The 17715-nt window shown below is 70.6% G+C and carries 16 protein-coding genes; 11 read left to right on the top strand and 5 right to left on the bottom strand.

Going from position 1 to position 17715, the window contains the following annotated elements; genetic code table 11:
• Positions 1-132: 132 nt before the first annotated feature.
• The 4 genes from EJK15_RS00180 to ilvC all read left to right on the top strand — a co-directional run bounded on the left by EJK15_RS00180 (position 133) and on the right by ilvC (position 6213).
• On the top strand, positions 133-2748 hold the full coding sequence (locus tag EJK15_RS00180; protein WP_240776667.1) for an EAL domain-containing protein: 2616 nt from the start codon (positions 133-135) through the stop codon (positions 2746-2748).
• A gap of 202 nt (positions 2749-2950) precedes the next feature.
• Positions 2951-4690 (top strand): acetolactate synthase large subunit, encoded by a 1740-nt coding sequence (locus EJK15_RS00185; protein WP_138708269.1) that lies wholly within the window; start codon positions 2951-2953, stop codon positions 4688-4690.
• Positions 4683-5207: an acetolactate synthase small subunit gene (gene ilvN / locus EJK15_RS00190; protein ID WP_138708270.1), complete on the top strand. Its 525-nt coding sequence runs from the start codon at positions 4683-4685 to the stop codon at positions 5205-5207. Before EJK15_RS00185 ends, ilvN begins: the two co-directional genes overlap by 8 nt.
• Positions 5208-5229: 22 nt before the next feature.
• Positions 5230-6213, top strand: coding sequence for a ketol-acid reductoisomerase (ilvC, locus tag EJK15_RS00195; protein WP_138708376.1), 984 nt, complete (start codon positions 5230-5232; stop codon positions 6211-6213).
• A gap of 123 nt (positions 6214-6336) precedes the next feature.
• On the opposite strand, the gene EJK15_RS00200 is transcribed toward ilvC, so the two are convergent.
• On the bottom strand, positions 6337-6693 hold the full coding sequence (locus tag EJK15_RS00200; protein WP_138708271.1) for an ArsR/SmtB family transcription factor: 357 nt from the start codon (positions 6691-6693) through the stop codon (positions 6337-6339).
• 66 nt (positions 6694-6759) lie between these two features.
• Between EJK15_RS00200 and EJK15_RS00205 the strand changes: the two genes are divergently transcribed.
• From EJK15_RS00205 to EJK15_RS00215, 3 genes are all read left to right on the top strand, one after another.
• Positions 6760-8727, top strand: a complete 1968-nt coding sequence (locus EJK15_RS00205) for a heavy metal translocating P-type ATPase (RefSeq protein ID WP_420847009.1) — start codon at positions 6760-6762, stop codon at positions 8725-8727.
• A gap of 204 nt (positions 8728-8931) precedes the next feature.
• The gene (locus EJK15_RS00210; protein WP_138708272.1) at positions 8932-9768 is read left to right on the top strand and encodes a hypothetical protein; all 837 of its coding nucleotides are present in this window, start codon (positions 8932-8934) and stop codon (positions 9766-9768) included.
• Between the two features lie 52 nt (positions 9769-9820).
• The gene (locus EJK15_RS00215; protein WP_138708273.1) at positions 9821-10711 is read left to right on the top strand and encodes an alpha/beta fold hydrolase; all 891 of its coding nucleotides are present in this window, start codon (positions 9821-9823) and stop codon (positions 10709-10711) included.
• Here EJK15_RS00215 and EJK15_RS00220 read toward each other — a convergent pair.
• Both EJK15_RS00220 and EJK15_RS00225 read right to left on the bottom strand, forming a co-directional pair.
• On the bottom strand, positions 10674-11522 hold the full coding sequence (locus tag EJK15_RS00220; RefSeq protein WP_138708274.1) for a hypothetical protein: 849 nt from the start codon (positions 11520-11522) through the stop codon (positions 10674-10676). The two genes, EJK15_RS00215 and EJK15_RS00220, sit on opposite strands and share 38 nt — an antisense overlap.
• A 1-nt stretch (position 11523) precedes the next feature.
• Complete coding sequence (locus tag EJK15_RS00225) at positions 11524-12024, bottom strand: SigE family RNA polymerase sigma factor (protein WP_138708275.1); 501 nt, start codon at positions 12022-12024, stop codon at positions 11524-11526.
• A gap of 169 nt (positions 12025-12193) precedes the next feature.
• Here EJK15_RS00225 and EJK15_RS00230 point away from each other — a divergent pair, with 169 nt between their 5' ends.
• The 3 genes from EJK15_RS00230 to map all read left to right on the top strand — a co-directional run bounded on the left by EJK15_RS00230 (position 12194) and on the right by map (position 14361).
• Positions 12194-12715: a PadR family transcriptional regulator gene (locus EJK15_RS00230; RefSeq protein WP_138708276.1), complete on the top strand. Its 522-nt coding sequence runs from the start codon at positions 12194-12196 to the stop codon at positions 12713-12715.
• Positions 12712-13440 carry a siderophore-interacting protein gene (locus EJK15_RS00235; RefSeq protein WP_138708277.1) on the top strand — a complete coding sequence of 243 codons (729 nt, stop codon included), beginning with the start codon at positions 12712-12714 and terminating at the stop codon, positions 13438-13440. The genes EJK15_RS00230 and EJK15_RS00235 overlap by 4 nt, the downstream gene beginning before the upstream one ends.
• A gap of 153 nt (positions 13441-13593) precedes the next feature.
• The gene (map, locus tag EJK15_RS00240) at positions 13594-14361 is read left to right on the top strand and encodes a type I methionyl aminopeptidase (protein ID WP_138708278.1); all 768 of its coding nucleotides are present in this window, start codon (positions 13594-13596) and stop codon (positions 14359-14361) included.
• 16 nt (positions 14362-14377) lie between these two features.
• Here the strand turns inward: map and EJK15_RS00245 are convergent, their stop codons facing one another.
• On the bottom strand, positions 14378-15304 hold the full coding sequence (locus tag EJK15_RS00245) for an adenosine deaminase (protein WP_138708279.1): 927 nt from the start codon (positions 15302-15304) through the stop codon (positions 14378-14380).
• An 88-nt stretch (positions 15305-15392) separates the two neighbouring features.
• On the opposite strand from EJK15_RS00245, the gene EJK15_RS00250 reads away from it, so the two are divergent.
• Entirely contained in the window at positions 15393-16535 is a 1143-nt protein-coding gene (locus EJK15_RS00250; protein ID WP_138708280.1) for a PucR family transcriptional regulator, read from the top strand.
• Here EJK15_RS00250 and EJK15_RS00255 read toward each other — a convergent pair.
• On the bottom strand, positions 16500-17681 hold the full coding sequence (locus EJK15_RS00255) for a metal-dependent hydrolase family protein (protein ID WP_138708281.1): 1182 nt from the start codon (positions 17679-17681) through the stop codon (positions 16500-16502). The genes EJK15_RS00250 and EJK15_RS00255 overlap by 36 nt on opposite strands.
• Between the last annotated feature and the right edge of the window lie 34 nt (positions 17682-17715).

The raw sequence follows: 17715 nt of genomic DNA on the forward strand, positions 1-17715 counted from the left end.
TCTGGTTATCAGATCGGTGACGACATCGGCGTTGTCACCACCCGAGCACCCGTAACCGCACACACTGGCGAAGTGATCGCTCGGACTTCGGCGGTCGCAGGTGCAGAGTTCGAGACGGGATGGGCAACGACTGTGATCCGCTGGCGTGATCCACGTGCGCCGCTGACCGCCGCGGTTGCGGCAGGCGCGGTGGTGCTCGCTGCCGCGTTCCTCCGGGACGAACAGGTCCTGCCCGCCGGCGCCATCGCCGGAGCGCTCGCGGCGCTGGCCGCCGCCGCCTCCTTGCTGATCTCCTCGATCAGGTCGGCCGGGCATCGTCCGACGGCGATGGGAGCGCGCTGGATGGGCGGCGGCGCCGTCATCTGGGGCGCCGGGGTGGCGCTGCGCCCGTTCGCCGAGAGCTTCGTCGCGAGCTTCGCCGACATGTTCATGCTGCTCGGCACCATCATCACGGCGGGCGGCGCGCTGATCGCCGCCGACCGCAGGCTCCCGGCCGGAATCGTGTTACGGCATATCACCGACGCCTACCTGTGCGCCGCCTCGCTCTTCCTCATCGGATGGGTCGTGCAGCTGCGACACGTCTACGCCGCCGCGGCCGACCCGCCGACGTTCACGCTCGTCATGCTGCCGCCGATGGTCGCGCTGCTGGTGCTGTGCGCCGTGATCCCGTCCGTGCTCACCAGCAGGTCGTCCTCCTGGCTGCTCGGCCTGGCCGGCGCCTGCGTGCTCGCCGCCATGACCGTGGCGGGCCTGGCGACCGCGGTGGCGCGCCTGGACGGCGGCGTGCCGCCGACCTGGACCGTCATGCTCGCGCCCGTGGCGTTCCTGCTGCTCGCCGCCGTCCCATGGGGACCGCGGACCAAGGAGGCGAGCGGTCGCGTGGCCAAGAACCTCGTCGGGATGATCCCGCTGGCGCTGGTCGCCGTGGCCGCCTGCACGCTGCTCGCCCACCTGGCCGGCGGGCGGGCCGAGCAGCCCGTCACCGGCGTCGTGGTGGTCGCGGTCTCCGTGGTGCTGCTCCTGCTCGTCCGCCTGTTCGCGGTGTCGGCGGCCAACGTGCGCCTGCGCGGCCGGGTCAGGCTCGGCGAGCGGCAGCTCAGGGAGCTGGCCGAGAGCACGGGCGACGTGGTGTTCCTCTGCGACTTCGAGGGCGTGGTGCACGAGATCGGCCCCGGGGTCGACGTCACGTACGGCTACCGCCCCGAGCAGGTGGTCGGCCGGTCGATCTTCGACTACATCCACCCCGAGGACGTGCCCGGCATCCAGGTCGCGCTGCGCGCCATGCACCTCGAGGAGGAGAGCGCCTCCCCGGGCGCCTGCCTGATCGCCTGCCGGGTGCGCGGGGCCGACGGCACCTGGCGGCCCACGGAGTCCGTCGCCACCCGCCACGTCGGCGGCGACGAGCTGATGCTGGTCACGACCAGGGACATCAGCGACGAAGAGGCGCTGCGCAACCAGGTCGCCCACCTGACCTTCCACGACGGCGTCACCGGGCTGCCCAACCGCGCCTACTTCGAGGAGCGCACCCGCGAGGTGCTGTCCGGGCGCACCTCGGGCAACGTCGCGGTCATCTTCCTCGACCTCGACGGGTTCACCTCGGTCAACGACTCGGTCGGGCACGCCAGCGGCGACTACCTGCTCGGGCAGGCGGCCCGGCGGCTGCGCGGCGCCGTACGCGCCGACGACACGCTCGCCCGGTGGGGCGGCGACGAGTTCGCGGTGCTGGTGGAGACGGGCGGTGAGGCGCAGGTCGCGGTCGACCTGGCCGAGCGGCTGGTCCGCGCGGTCTCGCAGGAGCCGTTCCGCGTCGCCGACCGGGATGTGGCGCTGACCGCGAGCGTGGGCGTGGCCTTCACCGAGGACGACATGCCCGCGGGCGACCTCATCCGCAACGCCGATGTGGCCATGGCGCGTTCCAAGGAGCTGGGCGGGCGGCGGGTGGAGGTGTTCGCCGCACAGATGCACGCCGACGTCGTCCGCAGGCTGGAGCTGGCCGCCGACCTGCAGCGGGCGCTGATCGAGCAGCAGTTCGCGATCGAATACCAGCCCGTGGTCGACCTGGCCACCTCGCGGGTGACCGCGGTGGAGGCGCTCGTACGGTGGTGGCGCGGTTCGGTGTTCGTGCCGCCCGAGCAGTTCCTCGGACCGGCCGAGGACACCGGCCTGATCGTGCCGCTGAGCGAGTGGATCCTGCGCGAGTCGTGCCGCGAGGTCGCCGCCTGGCGGGCCTCCTCCTGGGACATCGGGCTGTCGCTCAACCTGTCGGCCCGCCAGATCACCGCCCCGCGTTTCGTCGAGACGGTCGAGGAGGCGCTGGCGGAGAGCGGGTTGCCCGCCTCCGCGCTCACCCTCGAGGTGATCGAGGAGATGCTCGTCGAGGACGCCGAGGAGACCATCAAGCGGCTGTCCGAGCTGCGCGCCCTCGGCGTGCGCCTGGCCATCGACGACTTCGGCACCGGCTACGCGTCGCTGGCGTTCCTCAGGCAGCTTCCCGTCGACATGATCAAGATCGATCCGTCGTTCGTGGCTGGGCTCGGCAGGGACGACACGCTGACGCTGCTCACCCGCACGATCGTGCGGCTCGGGCACGACCTGGGGCTCATCGTGGTGGCGGAGGGCATAGAGCGTCCCGAGCAGCTGGAGTTGCTGCGGGAAATGGGGTGCACCAGGGGGCAGGGCTTCCTCGTCGCCCGGCCGATGGCGGCGCGCGGTGTCGATTCCTTGATGCGGACGAGTCTCACTGTTTGAGACTTGTGTCCACCAAGTTGACATCAGGGCATTCGGAGCGGCTATCGTGGCATCATGCTTCGCAGTGAGATTCTCGTAGTACTTCGCCGGCGCGCAGGCCGATAGCGAAGCACGACGACCTGCGCGCCGCCCCAGTCCCGCCGCCCGGTGGGGAGGGGCCTTTTTTATGTCCTAAGCGAGTAGCCACGCAAGGAACGAGCCGATGACCGAACGCATGACAGGTGCACAGGCCCTGGTGAGGGCACTGGAGCACGTGGGAGTCGACACAGTGTTCGGGATCCCTGGCGGCGCCATCCTGCCCGCCTACGATCCTCTCTACGACTCGGCCAAGGTCCGGCACGTGCTCGTACGGCACGAGCAGGGCGCCGGGCACGCGGCCGAGGGTTATGCGCAGGCCACGGGCAAGGTCGGGGTGTGCATGGCCACCAGCGGCCCGGGCGCGACCAACCTGGTGACGCCGATTGCGGACGCGTTCATGGATTCGGTGCCGATCGTGGCGATCACGGGGCAGGTGGCCTCGCCGATGATCGGCACGGACGCCTTCCAGGAGGCGGATATTTCCGGCATCACGATGCCGATCACCAAGCACAACTTCCTCGTCACGGATGCCGCCGACATCGCGCGCACGATCATGGAGGCCTTCCACATCGCCTCCACCGGCCGGCCCGGCCCCGTGCTCGTGGACATCTCCAAGGACGCGCTGCAGGCCCAGACCACCTTCTCGTGGCCGCCGGTGATGCAGCTGCCGGGCTACCGCCCGGTCACCCGCCCGCACTCCAAGCAGATCCGCGAGGCCGCCAAGCTGATCGCCGAGGCCAAGCGGCCGGTCCTGTACGTCGGCGGCGGCGTCCACAAGGCCCGCGCCTCGGCCGAGCTGCTGCAGCTCGCCGAGCTGACGAACATCCCGGTGGTCACGACCCTGATGGCCAGGGGCACGTTCCCCGACAGCCACCCGCAGCACATGGGCATGCCGGGCATGCACGGCAGCGTGTCGGCCGTCGGCGCGCTGCAGCAGTCCGACCTGCTCATCGGCCTGGGGGTGCGCTTCGACGACCGGGTGACCGGGAATCTGCCGTCGTTCGCCCCCCACGCCAAGGTCGTGCACGCCGACATCGACCCGGCGGAGATCTCCAAGAACCGCCATGCCGACGTGCCGATCGTGGGCGACTGCAAGGAGGTCATCAGCGACCTCATCGCCGCGATCCAGGCGTCCGAGCTGCAGGGCGACTACGCCGACTGGTGGACGCTGCTCAACGGCTACAAGGAGACCTACCCGCTGGGTTACGAGGAGTTCGAGGACGGCTCGCTGGCCCCGCAGTACGTGATGGAGCGACTGAGCGCGATCGCCGGGCCGGACACCTACTACGTGGCCGGGGTCGGGCAGCACCAGATGTGGGCCTCGCAGTTCATCGACTACGAGAACCCCGGCACGTTCATCAACTCCGGCGGCCTCGGCACGATGGGCTTCGCCGTGCCGGCCGCGATGGGCGCCAAGATGGGCCGGCCCGACGCCACGGTGTGGGCCATCGACGGCGACGGCTGCTTCCAGATGACCAACCAGGAGCTGGCCACCTGCGCGCTGGAGGGCGTGCCGGTCAAGATCGCCATCATCAACAACGGCAACCTCGGCATGGTCCGCCAGTGGCAGACGCTCTTCTACGAGGAGCGATACTCGAATACGAACCTGCAGGCGGCGCGCCGGATCCCGGACTTCGTGAAGCTGGCCGAGGCCTATGGTTGTGTGGGTCTGCGATGCGAGCGTCCCGAGGACGTGGACGCGACCATCAAGAAGGCCATGGAGATCAACGACGTGCCTGTCGTGGTCGACTTCGTCGTCCACCAGGACGCGATGGTCTGGCCCATGGTCGCGGCAGGCACCAGCAACGACGACATCAAGATCGCCCGGGACATGGCGCCGAGGTGGGAGAGCGAAGATGAGTAGGCACACGCTGTCTGTGCTTGTGGAGAACAAGCCGGGCGTGCTGGCGCGCGTGTCCGCGCTGTTCAGCCGGCGGGGATTCAACATCGACTCGCTGGCCGTCGGGCCGACCGAGCACGACGACATCTCGCGCATGACGATCGTCGTGAGCGTCGAGGAGTTGCCCCTCGAACAGGTCACCAAGCAGCTCAACAAGCTGGTGAACGTCCTGAAGATCGTCGAGCTCGACCCGTCGCAGTCCGTGCAGCGCGAGCTGATGCTGATCAAGGTCAAGGCCGACGCCGAGAACCGTTCGCACGTGCTGGAGCTGGTCCAGCTCTTCCGCGCCCGCTGCGTCGACGTGGCGGCCGACGCCGTGACCATCGAGGTCACCGGCACCCCCGACAAGCTCGAGGCGTTCATCAAGGTCCTCGAGCCGTTCGGGATCAAAGAACTCGTCCAGTCGGGCATGGTGGCCGTCGGCCGCGGAGCCCGTTCCATTACTGACCGGTCCCTCAGGGCACTGGACCGTACCGCCTGAAAGGTTTGAGCAAGTGACCGAGATCTACTACGACGACCAAGCCGACCTGTCGATCATCCAGGGACGCCACGTGGCCGTGCTGGGGTACGGCAGCCAGGGCCACGCCCACGCGCTCTCCCTGCGTGACTCCGGCGTCGACGTGCGCGTCGGCCTGCCCGAGGGCTCCAAGAGCCGCGAGAAGGCGGAGAACGACGGGCTGCGGGTCGTCACTCCGGCCGAGGCTGTCGAAGAGGCCAACCTCACGATGATCCTCGCGCCCGACCACATCCAGCGCCACCTCTACTCCGACCACGTCGCCCCCAACCTCGTCGAGGGCGACGCCCTGTTCTTCGGCCACGGCCTGAACATCCGCTACGGCCTCATCGAGGCGCCCGAGGGCGTCGACGTGTGCATGGTCGCCCCCAAGGGGCCAGGGCATCTGGTGAGGCGCCAGTTCGAGGCCGGCCGCGGCGTGCCCTGCCTGGTGGCCGTCGAGAAGGACGCTTCCGGCAAGGCGCTGGACCTGGCGCTGTCGTACGCGAAGGGCATCGGCGGCACGCGCGCCGGCGCGCTGCGCACGACGTTCAAGGAGGAGACGGAGACCGACCTGTTCGGCGAGCAGGCCGTGCTGTGCGGCGGCGTGTCGGAGCTCATCAAGGCGGGCTTCGACACCCTCATCGAGGCCGGCTACCAGCCGGAGGTCGCCTACTTCGAGTGCCTGCACGAGATGAAGCTCATCGTCGACCTGATGTACGAGGGCGGCATCTCGAAGATGTACTGGTCGGTCTCGGACACCGCGGAGTACGGCGGCTACACCCGCGGCCCGCGCGTCGTCGGTGACGAGGCGCGCCAGGAGATGCGCCGCATCCTGGGCGAGATCCAGGACGGGTCGTTCGCCCGGGAGCTCGTCGAGGAGTTCGACAGCGGCCAGAAGAAGTTCACGCAGTACCGCGAGGAGCTCGCCGAGGACCCGATCGAGAAGACGGGTGCCAAGCTCCGCCCGATGATGAGCTGGCTCAAGGCGTAGCCGGTTCGTTCGGTGGTACGGGTGGGGGCGGCAGCGCACCCACCCGTTGCCTTTCCAGGTAGTGGGCCGCCTGATGCCCACTCCCTGACCCGGCCCATTCCGTGACCTCCTGCGCGGATGGCGTCAGGAGGAGCGCCGGCCTGCGGCCGAGGGCTGGTCGGCGCGGTCGAAGTGGTCGGCGTGGTAGAGGCCCTCGGTCAGGAGCCGGCGTACGTGCTCGTCCGCAGCCCTGTAGTACACGAAGGTGCCCTCGCGACGCCCCTTGACCAGTCCGGCCAGGCGGAGTTTGGCCAGGTGCTGGCTGACGGCGGTGGGGGCGGCGTCGGCGAGCTCGGCGAGGCAGGCGACGGATGACTCGCCCTGCAGGAGCGCCCACAGGATCTTGATGCGCGTGGGGTCGGACAGCAGCCGGAACGACTCCGCCGCCAGGTGCACCTGTTCCTCGTTCGGCATGTCGAAGTCGGGCAGCGACGTGTGCATGCCGCCAGCATAGCCCTGAGCCCTGCTACTTGCGTATCTGCGTGAGTGCGCAGATACGATGCTACGGTGACTACAGAGCTGGAAGTCCCTCGCGCCGCGACCGCCCAGGCCGTGCCGCCGTCCAGGGCCGTGGCCTGGTGGCGGACCGGGGCCGGGTCGTTGCCCGAGGTCCGCTGGGCGCTGGCCGCCACCGCACTGTTCGCCGCCGGGGGTGTCGGGCAGTTGGCCGGGGCGCCGTCGTGGTCGTGGTGGGCGCTGTACCTCGCCTGTTACGCCGCCGGCGGCTGGGAGCCCGGGCTGGCCGGGCTACGCGCGTTGCGCGAAAGGACGCTGGACGTCGATCTGCTGATGGTGGCCGCGGCGATCGGGGCCGCCGCGATCGGGCAGGTCTTCGACGGCGCGCTGCTCATCGTCATCTTCGCGACCTCGGGCGCGCTGGAGGCCGTCGCGACCAAGCGCACCGAGGACTCCGTACGCGGGCTGCTGAACCTGGCCCCCGAGCGGGCCACCCGCCTGACCGGGACGGGCGGCGAGGAGATCGTCGACACCGCGGACCTGGAGGTCGGCGAGATCATCCTGGTACGGCCGGGGGAGCGCGTCGGCGCCGACGGGGAGGTGGTGGCCGGGCACAGTGACGTGGACCAGGCCAACATCACCGGTGAGAGCCTGCCCGTGGACAAACGACCGGGCGACGAGGTGTTCGCCGGAACCCTCAACGGCGTGGGCGTCCTCCGGGTACGGGTGACGCGCCCGGCGGCCGGGACGGTGATCGCCCGGATCGTGGCCATGGTGGAGCAGGCGAGCGCCACGAAAGCACGTACCCAGTTGTTCATCGAGAAGGTCGAGCAGCGCTACTCCGTCGCCATGGTCGCCGCGACCCTCGCCCTGTTCGCGCTGCCGCTGCTGTGGGGCGTACCGCTGCAGGACAGCCTGCTGCGCGCGATGACCTTCATGATCGTCGCTTCGCCGTGCGCCGTGGTGCTGGCCACCATGCCGCCGCTGCTGGCCGCCATCGCCACCGCCGGGCGGCACGGCGTGCTGGTCAAGTCCGCCGTGGTGATGGAGCAGCTCGCCACCGTCACCCAGGTCGCCTTCGACAAGACCGGCACGCTGACCGAGGGCCGGCCGTATGTGGCCGGGGTCCATGTTCTGCGGGGTAGCACGGAGCAGGTTCTCGCGCTGGCCGCGGCGGCAGAGGAGGGGTCGGAGCATCCGCTGGGCCGTGCCGTCGTCCAGGCGGCTCGTGAGGCGGGGCTGACCTGGACCGGGGCCGAGTGGTTCGAGTCGGTGCCCGGGGCCGGGGTGCGTGCCCGCGTCGACGGGCGGATGGTCGAGATCGGCAGTCCCACCGCGCTCCTGCCGCCGGGCGAGGCCGGGGAAGCGGTGGCTGAGCTGGAGGACGGTGGGCACAGCGCTGTGGTGATGTGGGTGGACGGCGTGCCCGTCGCGGTGCTGGCGCTGGCCGACCGTACGCGGCCCGGCGCGGCCGACGCCGTCGCCCGGCTCCAGGCTGTGACCGGGACCACGCCGGTGCTGCTGACCGGCGACAACCCGCGCGCGGCGGGCCGGGTGGCCGTCCAGGTCGGCATCGCCGACGTGCGCGCCGGGCTGCTGCCCGAGCACAAGGTGAAGGCGGTACGCGAGCTGCAGGGGCGGGGCGCGCGGGTGGCGCTGGTCGGCGACGGCGTCAACGACGCTCCCGCCCTCGCGACGGCCCACACCGGCATCGCCATGGGCCGGGCCGGATCCGACCTCGCACTGGACACGGCCGACGCGGTCATCACCAGGGACGAGCTGGCCACCGTACCCGCCGTGATCGCCCTGGCCCGGCGCGCCCGCCGCCTGGTCGTCGCGAACCTCGCCATCGCCGCCACGTTCATCACCGTGCTGGTGGCGTGGGACCTGTTCGGCGACCTGCCGTTGCCGCTCGGCGTGGCCGGGCACGAGGGCTCGACCATCATCGTCGGCCTCAACGGCCTGCGCCTGCTCCGCGACGCCGCCTGGCGGCGCGCCTCCGCGGCCGGCCTCAGGTGATCGAGACGTCGCCGCCGTGAAATCACTTGACGCCTCCATGGACGGAAACCGAGCAGCCAGTCCAGTCGCTGCGCGGGTTGGCGGAGGAGATCCGCGACAAAGCAGAGGACGGCCGCCGCGGAACGATCCATGCCCGGTTTGACTGGCGATCTTAGATGCACGAGATTGTTCGCGTCTTTCCGGATCGTCCCCCCAAGGAAACCAATGAAGCGAACCGTCGTCGGTGTTGCGATGATCGCGGGCATGGTGCAGTTAACCGCCACCCCCGCGCAGGCAGCGCCCAAGATAGACCCGGTCAAGGTGCTCAAGGCCGAATTAGCACCCGGCAAGGCCGTCAACGTCCAGGCCACGGCCAAGGTGACGTACGGGCGCGGCATGTCCGCCGCCTCCGCTCTGGAGGGCACGATCGGGTTCGGCACGCGTGGCCCGATCGCGGCTGATCTGGCCCAGACCGTGCAGTACAGCGAGAACCTGCTCCGTGGCCTGATGAAGACGTTCCCAGAGGAGACCGAGGCCCTGCAGGAGGGGCCCACCAGGATGATCTCCTCCGGTCATGTGAGCTACGTCTCCGGTCCGGTGGTCGACGACGCGTTGCCCAAGGACACGAGCTGGGTCCGCTACAGGGACGCGGACATGCCGGCGAGCAATCTGCTGCTCGAAATCCTGGAGCCCGCCACGCTCAAGACGCTGCTGGCCCACCGCACTTCCTCTCGTGACGGGGTGGTGAAGGGCTCGATCAAGGCCACCAAGCTCGCGGCGGTGTCCACCTCCTTCGCTTCCCGCATCGGGATGCGTTCCAAGAGCGGCCGCGACGGCAAGATCTCCTACACCCTCTGGCTGGGCCCGAACGGCCTGGTCGAACGGCTGTCCGCCAAGGCCGTCCTGCCGTTCTCCAAGAGCTCCATCCAGATCGAGTCGGAGACCCGCTACTCGGATTGGGGTCGTCAGGTCACCGTCCTTCTGCCGCTGGAAGGTGATGTGATCGACCAGACAGAGGTCGAGGACGACGTGCCGGCCGACGTCCCGGGAATCTGGAACTAGATACGTTTCGCCCGCCGCGTGTCCTCTGCCGCGGCGGGCAGGTACGTATCCCATGACCGAAACCACAGCGCTCGTCCCGGTGGTGCACAGAACGATCGACGTTGACGGGATCGAGATCTTCTACCGTGAAGCCGGGCCGGCGGACGCGCCGGTCTTCCTGCTGCCGCACGGCTACCCCTGCTCCTCGTACGAGTTCCGCAACCTCATGCCCGCCCTCGGCGACCGGTGGCGGCTGATCGCGCCCGACCTGCCCGGCTTCGGCTACAGCGGCACGCCCGACCGCGCCGCCTTCTCCTACACCTTCGACGGCTACGCCGGCTTCCTGGAACGCTTCACGCACGTGATGGAACTGTCGCGCTACGCCGTCTACCTGCACGACTACGGCTCCCAGTTCGGTCTGCGCCTGGCCATGCGCGCCCCCCACCGGGTCACCGCGCTCGTCATCCAGAACGGCGACATCTACGAGGACGAGCTGGGCCCGAAATACGCCTGGCTCAAGGAGTTCTGGGCGCACCCGACCCCCGAAGGCCGGGCCAAGCTCGCCGCGAACGTCACGGAGGAGGGCTTCCGCGACGAGTTCGCCGGCGACCTGCCCGCTCACCTCGCGGCGCGCGTGAGCCCGGACCTGTGGAAGCTGCATTGGGCGCTGATGGACACCCCGCAGCGCCGCGAGAACGTCGTCGGCCTCTTCGAGGATCAGGCGACGACGCTCGAATGGTTCCCGAAAGAGCAGGCGTACCTGCGCGAGCACCGGCCGCCCACGTTGATCCTGTGGGGCCCGCATGACGGCTACATGCCCGAGGGATCCGCCCGGGCCTACCTCCGCGACCTGCCGGACGCCGAGCTGCATCTGCTCGACGCCGGCCACTGGGCGCTGGAGACCAACCTCGGCGAGGTCGTCCCGCTCATCCGAGACTTCCTGGGCCGCGCCAGTCGAACCTGACGTTCCGGTGCCGGCCCGCGATCCGGCCCGCCGCGTCGTAGGCGGTCACCGTGGCGGGAGGGGTGTCGATAGCGCTCTGGGGCCCGTTCAGTCCGTTCTTGACGGGAACGGACTTGGTGGGCGTCCTGACGATGAAGAAGCCGTTGCTCACCACGGCGTCCGTGCGCCGCCCGCCCGACCAGCCGATCGTCACCCGGCGCACGTCGGGGGCGACCCGGCCGGCGATGACGTTCACGTAGTTGTCGTGTGACTTGCCCTGGCCGGACCAGTAGTGCACCGCGTAGATGTCCACGCTGAGTTTGCCGGAGAACCCGACCAGATTCCCCGGCGCCTTGTTGCCCCAATAGGTGAACACCGGAGGATCGGGCGTCTCTTTGCTCGGCGTGCACAGAACGAACCCCTTGGTGCTGCCGACCAGGGCGGTGAAACCGTTCTTGTCCCGGTATTCCGCCAGCACGCGGAAGTCCGTCACGGTGCCGTGCGCAGGGTCGCGCCAGTTCGGGTTGGTGTTGACGGACGGGCCGCCGGCGGGCATGCAGTCGCGTACGGCCTTGAGCTGCTCAGGGGTGTTCCGCGGCAGCTCGCGTGGCGGTGGGCCGGCGACCCTGGCGGTCATCTGATCCCCGTTCAGGGGGATGGCGACGGCGATCCCGGCGACCAGAGCCGCGGCGGCGAGGGTCCACGACAGGTGTCGGCGGTGCGCCGGTCGGGCGGTCGCGCGGGCGGCGTATGCCCGGGCGTCCACCGGGCGGGCCTCGTCGGCCATGCGCCGCAGTTCCTCGGCGATGGTCCGTTCGTTGACGGTCGTCATGTCAGACCTCCAGGGTGACGGGCCCGCCGACCAGCTCGCGGAGCCGGACGATCGCCTGATGCGTCTGGCTGCGTACGGTGCCGATCGAGCAACCCATGATCTTGGCCACTTCCGACTCGGAGAGGTCCTCGTAGTAGCGCAGCACCAGCACCGCCCGCTTGCGCACGGGCAGGGCACGAAGCGCCTGGCAGAGGGTGACGCGGGTGTCCACCTCGGCGGTACGGTCGCCGGTCGCCCGCTCGGGGACGGCATCGACCACGCGCTCGCGGCCCCAGCGGGGGCTCCGCCACCGGCCCACCTGTTCGTGGTACATCACCCGCCGCACATACGCCTCGGGATTGCCGCGAATCCGCCGCCAATGGCCGGCCGTCTTGGCGAGCGCGCTCTGCAGCAGGTCCTCGGCGGCGTGCTGGTCGTCGGTCAGGACGTAGGCGAGCCTGATCAAGCTGTCCGAGCGGGCGACCACGAACTCGGCGAAGTCGCGTTGCTGATCGGGATGCACGAGTCTCCTTGGGATGGGTCTCGCTCTGTTTAGATGCGTCCGAGGCCATGTATCTATGGCGTACCGCCGAATGATGTGAGGACGCCGCAGCGCACGTCGCCGCGTCGGACCGTGCGGCTTTCCGAGACGGCGTTTACTTCGTTATATCGTTCGATATAGCATCCGACCCATGATGAACGCGCGTCGCACCCCCGGCGGGTTCGGCCCCACAGGGCGCTTCTTCGGGCCGGGCGAGCTGCGCCTGGCCGTCCTCGCCCTGGTCGCCGAGCAGCCCGCCCACGGCTACCAGGTCATGAGCCGCCTCGCTGACCGTTTCAACGGCACCTACGAGCCGAGCGCCGGCTCCATCTACCCCACACTCCAACTCCTCGAGGACGAAGGGCTCGTACGCGTCGAGCAGGCGGACGGCCGCAAGGTCCACCACGTCACCGAGGACGGTCGGCGCGCCGCCGAGGAGCAGGCCGACGAGATCGAGCGGCTCTGGGGCCGGGCGGCCACCCGGGGTGAATGGGGCATGTTCCGGGAGCCCGAGGCCGCCGAGATCGTCGGCCCGGCGCTGCGCCTTGTCAAGGCCGCCGTGAAGACGCTCGCCCACGCCCACGGCGACCCGAGGGTGATCGAGCGGATCCAGGAGATCTTCGTCGAGGCCCGCCACCGGATCGAGGAGCTCGACCCGAGGGGGACGCGATGACCGGCGCACGACAGACCGTGGCCCGCAGGCTGCTCGGCCGGATGCTCGTCGCGGGCGAGGTCGTCGAGATCGAGCAGATGACCGCCCGCATGCGGCGCATCAGGATCGGGGGTGAGGCCCTGGCCGGCCTGAAATGGACGCCCGGCCAGCACGTGCGGCTCCTGATCGACGCCGGCGGCCTGCTGGGCGGCGTCCTGCGGACGTACTCGATCTGGCGGTACGACCCGACTTGGGAGGCGATCGACCTGATCGGGCACGACCACGGCGGCGACTCGCCGGGCGTTTCCTGGTTCAGGAACGCCAAGCCCGGCCAGGAGATCTCCTTCGCCAGGCCGGACGGGAGCTTCGTGGTGAGGGAGGCGCCGTACCACGTGTTCGCGGGGGAGGAGACGGCCTCGGTCGCGTTCGGCGCGATGCTGCGGGCGCTGCCGGCGGAGGCGGCGGTGTACGGCGCCGTGGAGGCCGACCGGCCCGGCGAGCACCTCGCGCTGCCCAGGAAGCTGGTCGAGGTGGCACGGGACGGCGCGCCGGCGGCCGCGTCCCAGGTGTTGGTGGACGCGGTGCGGAAGCTGGACCTGCCGGCCGAGCCCGGGGTCGCCTATCTCGCCGGCGAGGCCCGCACGATCCAGGCCGTCCGCGCCCACCTGGTCGGGGAGCGTGGCTGGCAGCGCAGGGACGTGCGCACCAAGCCCTTCTGGGCGCCGGGCAGGCGCGGGCTCGACTAACGGCAGCCACCCCATCGGCTCCTCCCGGCTGACGTCCGGCGCGATGGCTCTGCTCATGCCCCCATGCATCGATCGGGCGCCCTGGACGTCGACATGCCCATGATCCGTGATAATAATACCGGTATAGTTATCGACAGGAAGCCGGGAGGGGCCGTGATCGAGCTGAAGAGCGCCGGGGAGATCGACGCGATGCGGGAGGCGGGCCGGGTGGTCGCCGCCGTCCACGCCGCGGTGCGGGAGCAGGCCGCCGTCGGCGTGTCGCTCAAGCGGCTCGACGAGGTGGCGCGGACGGTCATCGAGGAGGCGCGGGCGGGGTCGTCGTTCCTCGGCTACCACCCGTCGTTCGGCGCCACCCCGTATCCGGGCGTGATCTGCGCGTCCGTGAACGGGGTCATGCTGCACGGCCTGCCGACGCCGTACCGACTGCGGGACGGCGACCTGCTCAGCGTGGACTGCGCCGCGTACGTCGACGGCTGGCACGCCGACGGCACGGTGAGCTTCACGGTCGGCGAGCCGCGCGCGGAGGACCTGAAGCTGATCAGGGTGGCGGAGGAGACGCTGGCCGCCGGCATCGAGGCGGCCGTGCCCGGCGGCCGGATGGGGGACATCGGCCATGCCATGTCCACGGTCGGGCGCGGCGCCGGCTACGGCATGCAGAACGACTTCGGCGGCCACGGCATCGGGCGGGCCATGCACGAGTCGCCGTTCGTGCCCAACGAGGCCCGCCGGGGGCGCGGCCTGCGACTGCGACCGGGCCTGGTGATCGCGATCGAGCCGAGCCTGATGGCCGGGGGCGGCGACGGCTACTACATGGCCGAGGACGGCTGGTCGGTGTGCTCCGGCGACGGCAGCAGGAGCGTGCACGTCGAGCACACGGTCGCCATCACCGCCGACGGCCCGGTCATCCTCACCTTGCCCTAGCGGCCCGCCGCCGTGCTCACTCCTCGTACGCGAACGAGGCGTCGAAGGAGTTGCGGGCGATCCGGTCGAGCTGCTCGTCCGTCATCCCCAGCTCCCGTCGCAGCGCCACGTAGTTGTCCTCCACGTACCCGCCGAAGTACGCGGGATCGTCCGAGTTCACGGTCACGACCAGCCCCTCGTCCAGCATCGCGGGCAGGATGTGGTCGCGCAGCGACGGCACCACCCGCAGCTGCACGTTCGACAGCGGGCACACGGTCAGCGGGATCCGCTCCTCCCGCAGCCGGGCCACCAGCCGGGGATCCTCCATGGCCCTGATGCCGTGGTCCACCCGCTCCACCCGCAGGACGTCCAGCGCCTCCCACACGTAGTCGGGCCCGCCCTCCTCGCCCGCGTGCGCCACCCTGTGCAGCCCTTCGGCGGCGGCGATGTCGAACACCCGCCTGAACAGCGACGGCGGATATCCCACCTCCGCCGAGTCCAGCCCCACCCCGATGAACTGCTCCCGGTACGGCAGCGCCGCCCGCAGCACCTCCTCGGCCTCCTCAGCGCCCCGGTCACGGAGGAAGCACAGGATCAGCACGGCCGGCACGTCGCCGTCCTTCAACGCCGCGGACAGCCCGCCGAACACCACCTCCAGCGGCACGCCCCGGCTCAGGTGCGCCTGCGGGTCGAAGAAGATCTCGGCGTGCCGCACCCCCTGCTCGGCGGCCCGCCGCAGGTAGGCGGCGGCCAGGTCGTAGAAGTCCGCCTCGGTGCGCAGGACCGCCATGTTCGCGTAATAGACGTCCAGGAACGATCGGAGATCGGCGAAGGAGTAGCGCGCGCGGATGGCCTCCACGTCGAAGGTCGGCAGGTCGACCCGGTTGCGCCGGGCCAGCTCGACGACGAGCTCGGGCTCGAGAGTGCCCTCGATGTGCAGGTGGAGTTCCGCTTTGGGACGCATGGGACCGAGTAAACCGGACCCGCCTGGTGGGAGGTATCGTGCGAACCTCTGAACTGTTGCCTCTTTACCTGGCATAACATCAGATTTCATGAGGCTGGCGGATCTGCTCGCACGCGACGACCTGCGGCTGACGCTGGTGACAGGTCACGAGTCCATCGATCGCGAGATCCGCCGCGCGTACCCGACGGACCTGCCCGATCCCCGGCGCTACCTGCGCTCCGGCGACCTCGTCCTCACCAGCGGCGTCTGGTACGGCGAGCCGTCCGACTGCGAGCGGTTCGCCGGCGCGCTGTGGGCCAGCGACGCCGCCGGCCTGGTCGTGGGCCTGATCGTGCTCGGCGAGCTGCCGGACGAGCTGGTCAAGGCGTGCGAACGGCACCGGCTGCCGCTGCTCCTGGCCGCGCCCGAGCAGTCGTTCGGCGCGATCACCGAGGTCGTGACCGCCGACGGGTTCGCCGCCGAGCAGCGCAGGGCCGAGCGGGCCAGGGCACAGACCCTGCTCGACGTGCTTGGCCAGATCCCGCCCGGCGAGGTGTCGGCGCACCTGCGGCTGCTCGGCGCCGACCCCGGGCTGCCGACCGCCGCCATGGCGGTCGCCTTGACCGGGCCGGGCGACTACGACCTGCCGGAGCTGCTGCACGAGGGCCTGGCCAGGAAGGGCCGGCACCTGATCGTCGGCGGCTCGCCGGGCGAGGCGGTGGTGCTGGTCAACGGCCGGGCGTCGCGCAAGAGCCTGGCCGACGAGCTGCGCGGCCTGGTCGCAGAGCGGCCGGGGCTGAGCATCGCGGCCGGGATCAGCGAGATGGCGGCGAGCGTGTCGCAGCTCGGGGAGGCGCTGGAGACCGCCAGGCGCGGCATGGAGTCAGCGCGACACGGGCCCGGGCCCGTGTCGATCCTGTCGGTGGCCGACATCGACAGCTTCGACCTGCTGCTGGCCTCGCTGCCGGCGAGCGTGCGCCGGTCCTTCCGCGATCACCTGCTCGGGCCGGTGGCGGAGTACGACGCGCGGCACGGGTCCGAGCTGCTGCGCACGCTCGACACCTTCCTGGAGACGTGCGGGTCCTGGCAGCGCACCGCGGACGAGCTGTACGTGCACGTCAACACGTTGCGGTATCGGATGCAGCGGATCGAGGAGCTGACCGGGCGGCGGATGTCGTCGATGCGGGACCGTACCGACCTGTATCTGGCGCTCAGATCAGGGCAGGGCGCCCGCGACGAGCCGGCCCCGTGAGACCACGGCCACGATGTTCCCGGCGGCCAGGTCCTCGGCGCGCTCCCACGGGCGGCCGCGCAGCACGATGAGGTCGGCGCCCAGCCCGGGTGCGATCCTGCCCACGGGCATGCCGATCGCGTCGGCGGCGTCCGAGGTGGCCGCGCGCAGCGCCGCCCCGGCGTCCAGGCCGAGGATCTTCGTCATGTGGACGACCTCGGCGAGCTGGTCGCCGAAGCGCACGTGGTGGCCGTTGGCGTCGGTGCCGAGCACGAACCGCACGCCCAGCGCGGCGGCCTGGGCGAGCAGCACGTCCCGGGTGGCGACCAGCTCGGCGGCCTTGGCCCGGGCCTCGGCGGTGACCGGCACGCGGCCCTCCGCGATGGCCTCGTTGATCAGCAGCGTCGGCGCGACCGGCGTGCCGCGGGCGGCCAGGGCCTCGGCAAGGTCCTTGCTCATGAGCGTGCCGTGCTCGATCGAGTCGGCGCCCTCCTCGACCGCGACGCGGATGCCGTCCTCGGAGTGGGCGTGCGCGGCCACCCGCATGCCGAGCGCGTGCGCCTCGTCCACGACCGCCTTGATCTCGTCGCGGGTGTAGTTGCGCCAGGCGTTCCTGTCGCCGATCGACAGCACGCCGCCGCTGGTGGTGAGCTTGATGCCGTCCATGCCGGCGCGGGCCCACGTACGCACGAGCTTGCGGCACTCGTCCGGGCCGTCGGCCGTGGGCTTGCGCAGCGGGTACGCCGGCGGCACGAAGAGATCGTTGTGCCCGGCCGTCATGCCCACCACGCCGTGCACCTGGATGCGCGGCCCCGGCAGCACCCCGGCGTCGAACGCGCGGCGCAGCGCGATCTGCGCCTCGTCGCCCGCCAGGTCGCGCAGCGTCGTCACGCCGTGCCGCATGGCCTGCTGGGCGTGGGCGGCGCCGTGCAGCACCTGCTCGTCGCGGGAGGTGACCAGCGGCCAGGTCGCGAAGTCCGGCGGGTCGCCGGCGCCGGCGTACCCGACGAGGTGGACGTGCGTGTCCACCAGGCCGGGGAGCACGCAGAGATCGTCGTGTCGGGCGGTGGCGGGCCGGACGTCGATGATCCGGTCGGGCTCCCAGCTCAGGTCGGCGGGGCCACGGTATTCGGTACCGTCCCAGAGGGGGATTCCGTCGAGTCTCATTTCACGATCGACGCTACCGGAGCCTCAAGGCGGC

Origin of the sequence: Nonomuraea basaltis (genome assembly GCF_005893125.1) — a bacterium.
Taxonomy (GTDB): domain Bacteria; phylum Actinomycetota; class Actinomycetes; order Streptosporangiales; family Streptosporangiaceae; genus Nonomuraea; species Nonomuraea basaltis.

What these genes read in the sequence shown, in the direction of transcription:
- EJK15_RS00185 (WP_138708269.1), top strand. Translation starts at nt 2,951, where the DNA reads ATGACCGAACGCATGACAGGTGCACAGGCCCTGGTGAGGGCACTGGAG.
- ilvN (WP_138708270.1), top strand. Translation starts at nt 4,683, where the DNA reads ATGAGTAGGCACACGCTGTCTGTGCTTGTGGAGAACAAGCCGGGCGTG.
- EJK15_RS00200 (WP_138708271.1), bottom strand. Translation starts at nt 6,693, where the DNA reads ATGCACACGTCGCTGCCCGACTTCGACATGCCGAACGAGGAACAGGTG.
- EJK15_RS00210 (WP_138708272.1), top strand. Translation starts at nt 8,932, where the DNA reads ATGAAGCGAACCGTCGTCGGTGTTGCGATGATCGCGGGCATGGTGCAG.
- EJK15_RS00215 (WP_138708273.1), top strand. Translation starts at nt 9,821, where the DNA reads ATGACCGAAACCACAGCGCTCGTCCCGGTGGTGCACAGAACGATCGAC.
- EJK15_RS00220 (WP_138708274.1), bottom strand. Translation starts at nt 11,522, where the DNA reads ATGACGACCGTCAACGAACGGACCATCGCCGAGGAACTGCGGCGCATG.
- EJK15_RS00230 (WP_138708276.1), top strand. Translation starts at nt 12,194, where the DNA reads ATGATGAACGCGCGTCGCACCCCCGGCGGGTTCGGCCCCACAGGGCGC.
- EJK15_RS00235 (WP_138708277.1), top strand. Translation starts at nt 12,712, where the DNA reads ATGACCGGCGCACGACAGACCGTGGCCCGCAGGCTGCTCGGCCGGATG.
- EJK15_RS00245 (WP_138708279.1), bottom strand. Translation starts at nt 15,304, where the DNA reads ATGCGTCCCAAAGCGGAACTCCACCTGCACATCGAGGGCACTCTCGAG.
- EJK15_RS00250 (WP_138708280.1), top strand. Translation starts at nt 15,393, where the DNA reads ATGAGGCTGGCGGATCTGCTCGCACGCGACGACCTGCGGCTGACGCTG.
- EJK15_RS00255 (WP_138708281.1), bottom strand. Translation starts at nt 17,681, where the DNA reads ATGAGACTCGACGGAATCCCCCTCTGGGACGGTACCGAATACCGTGGC.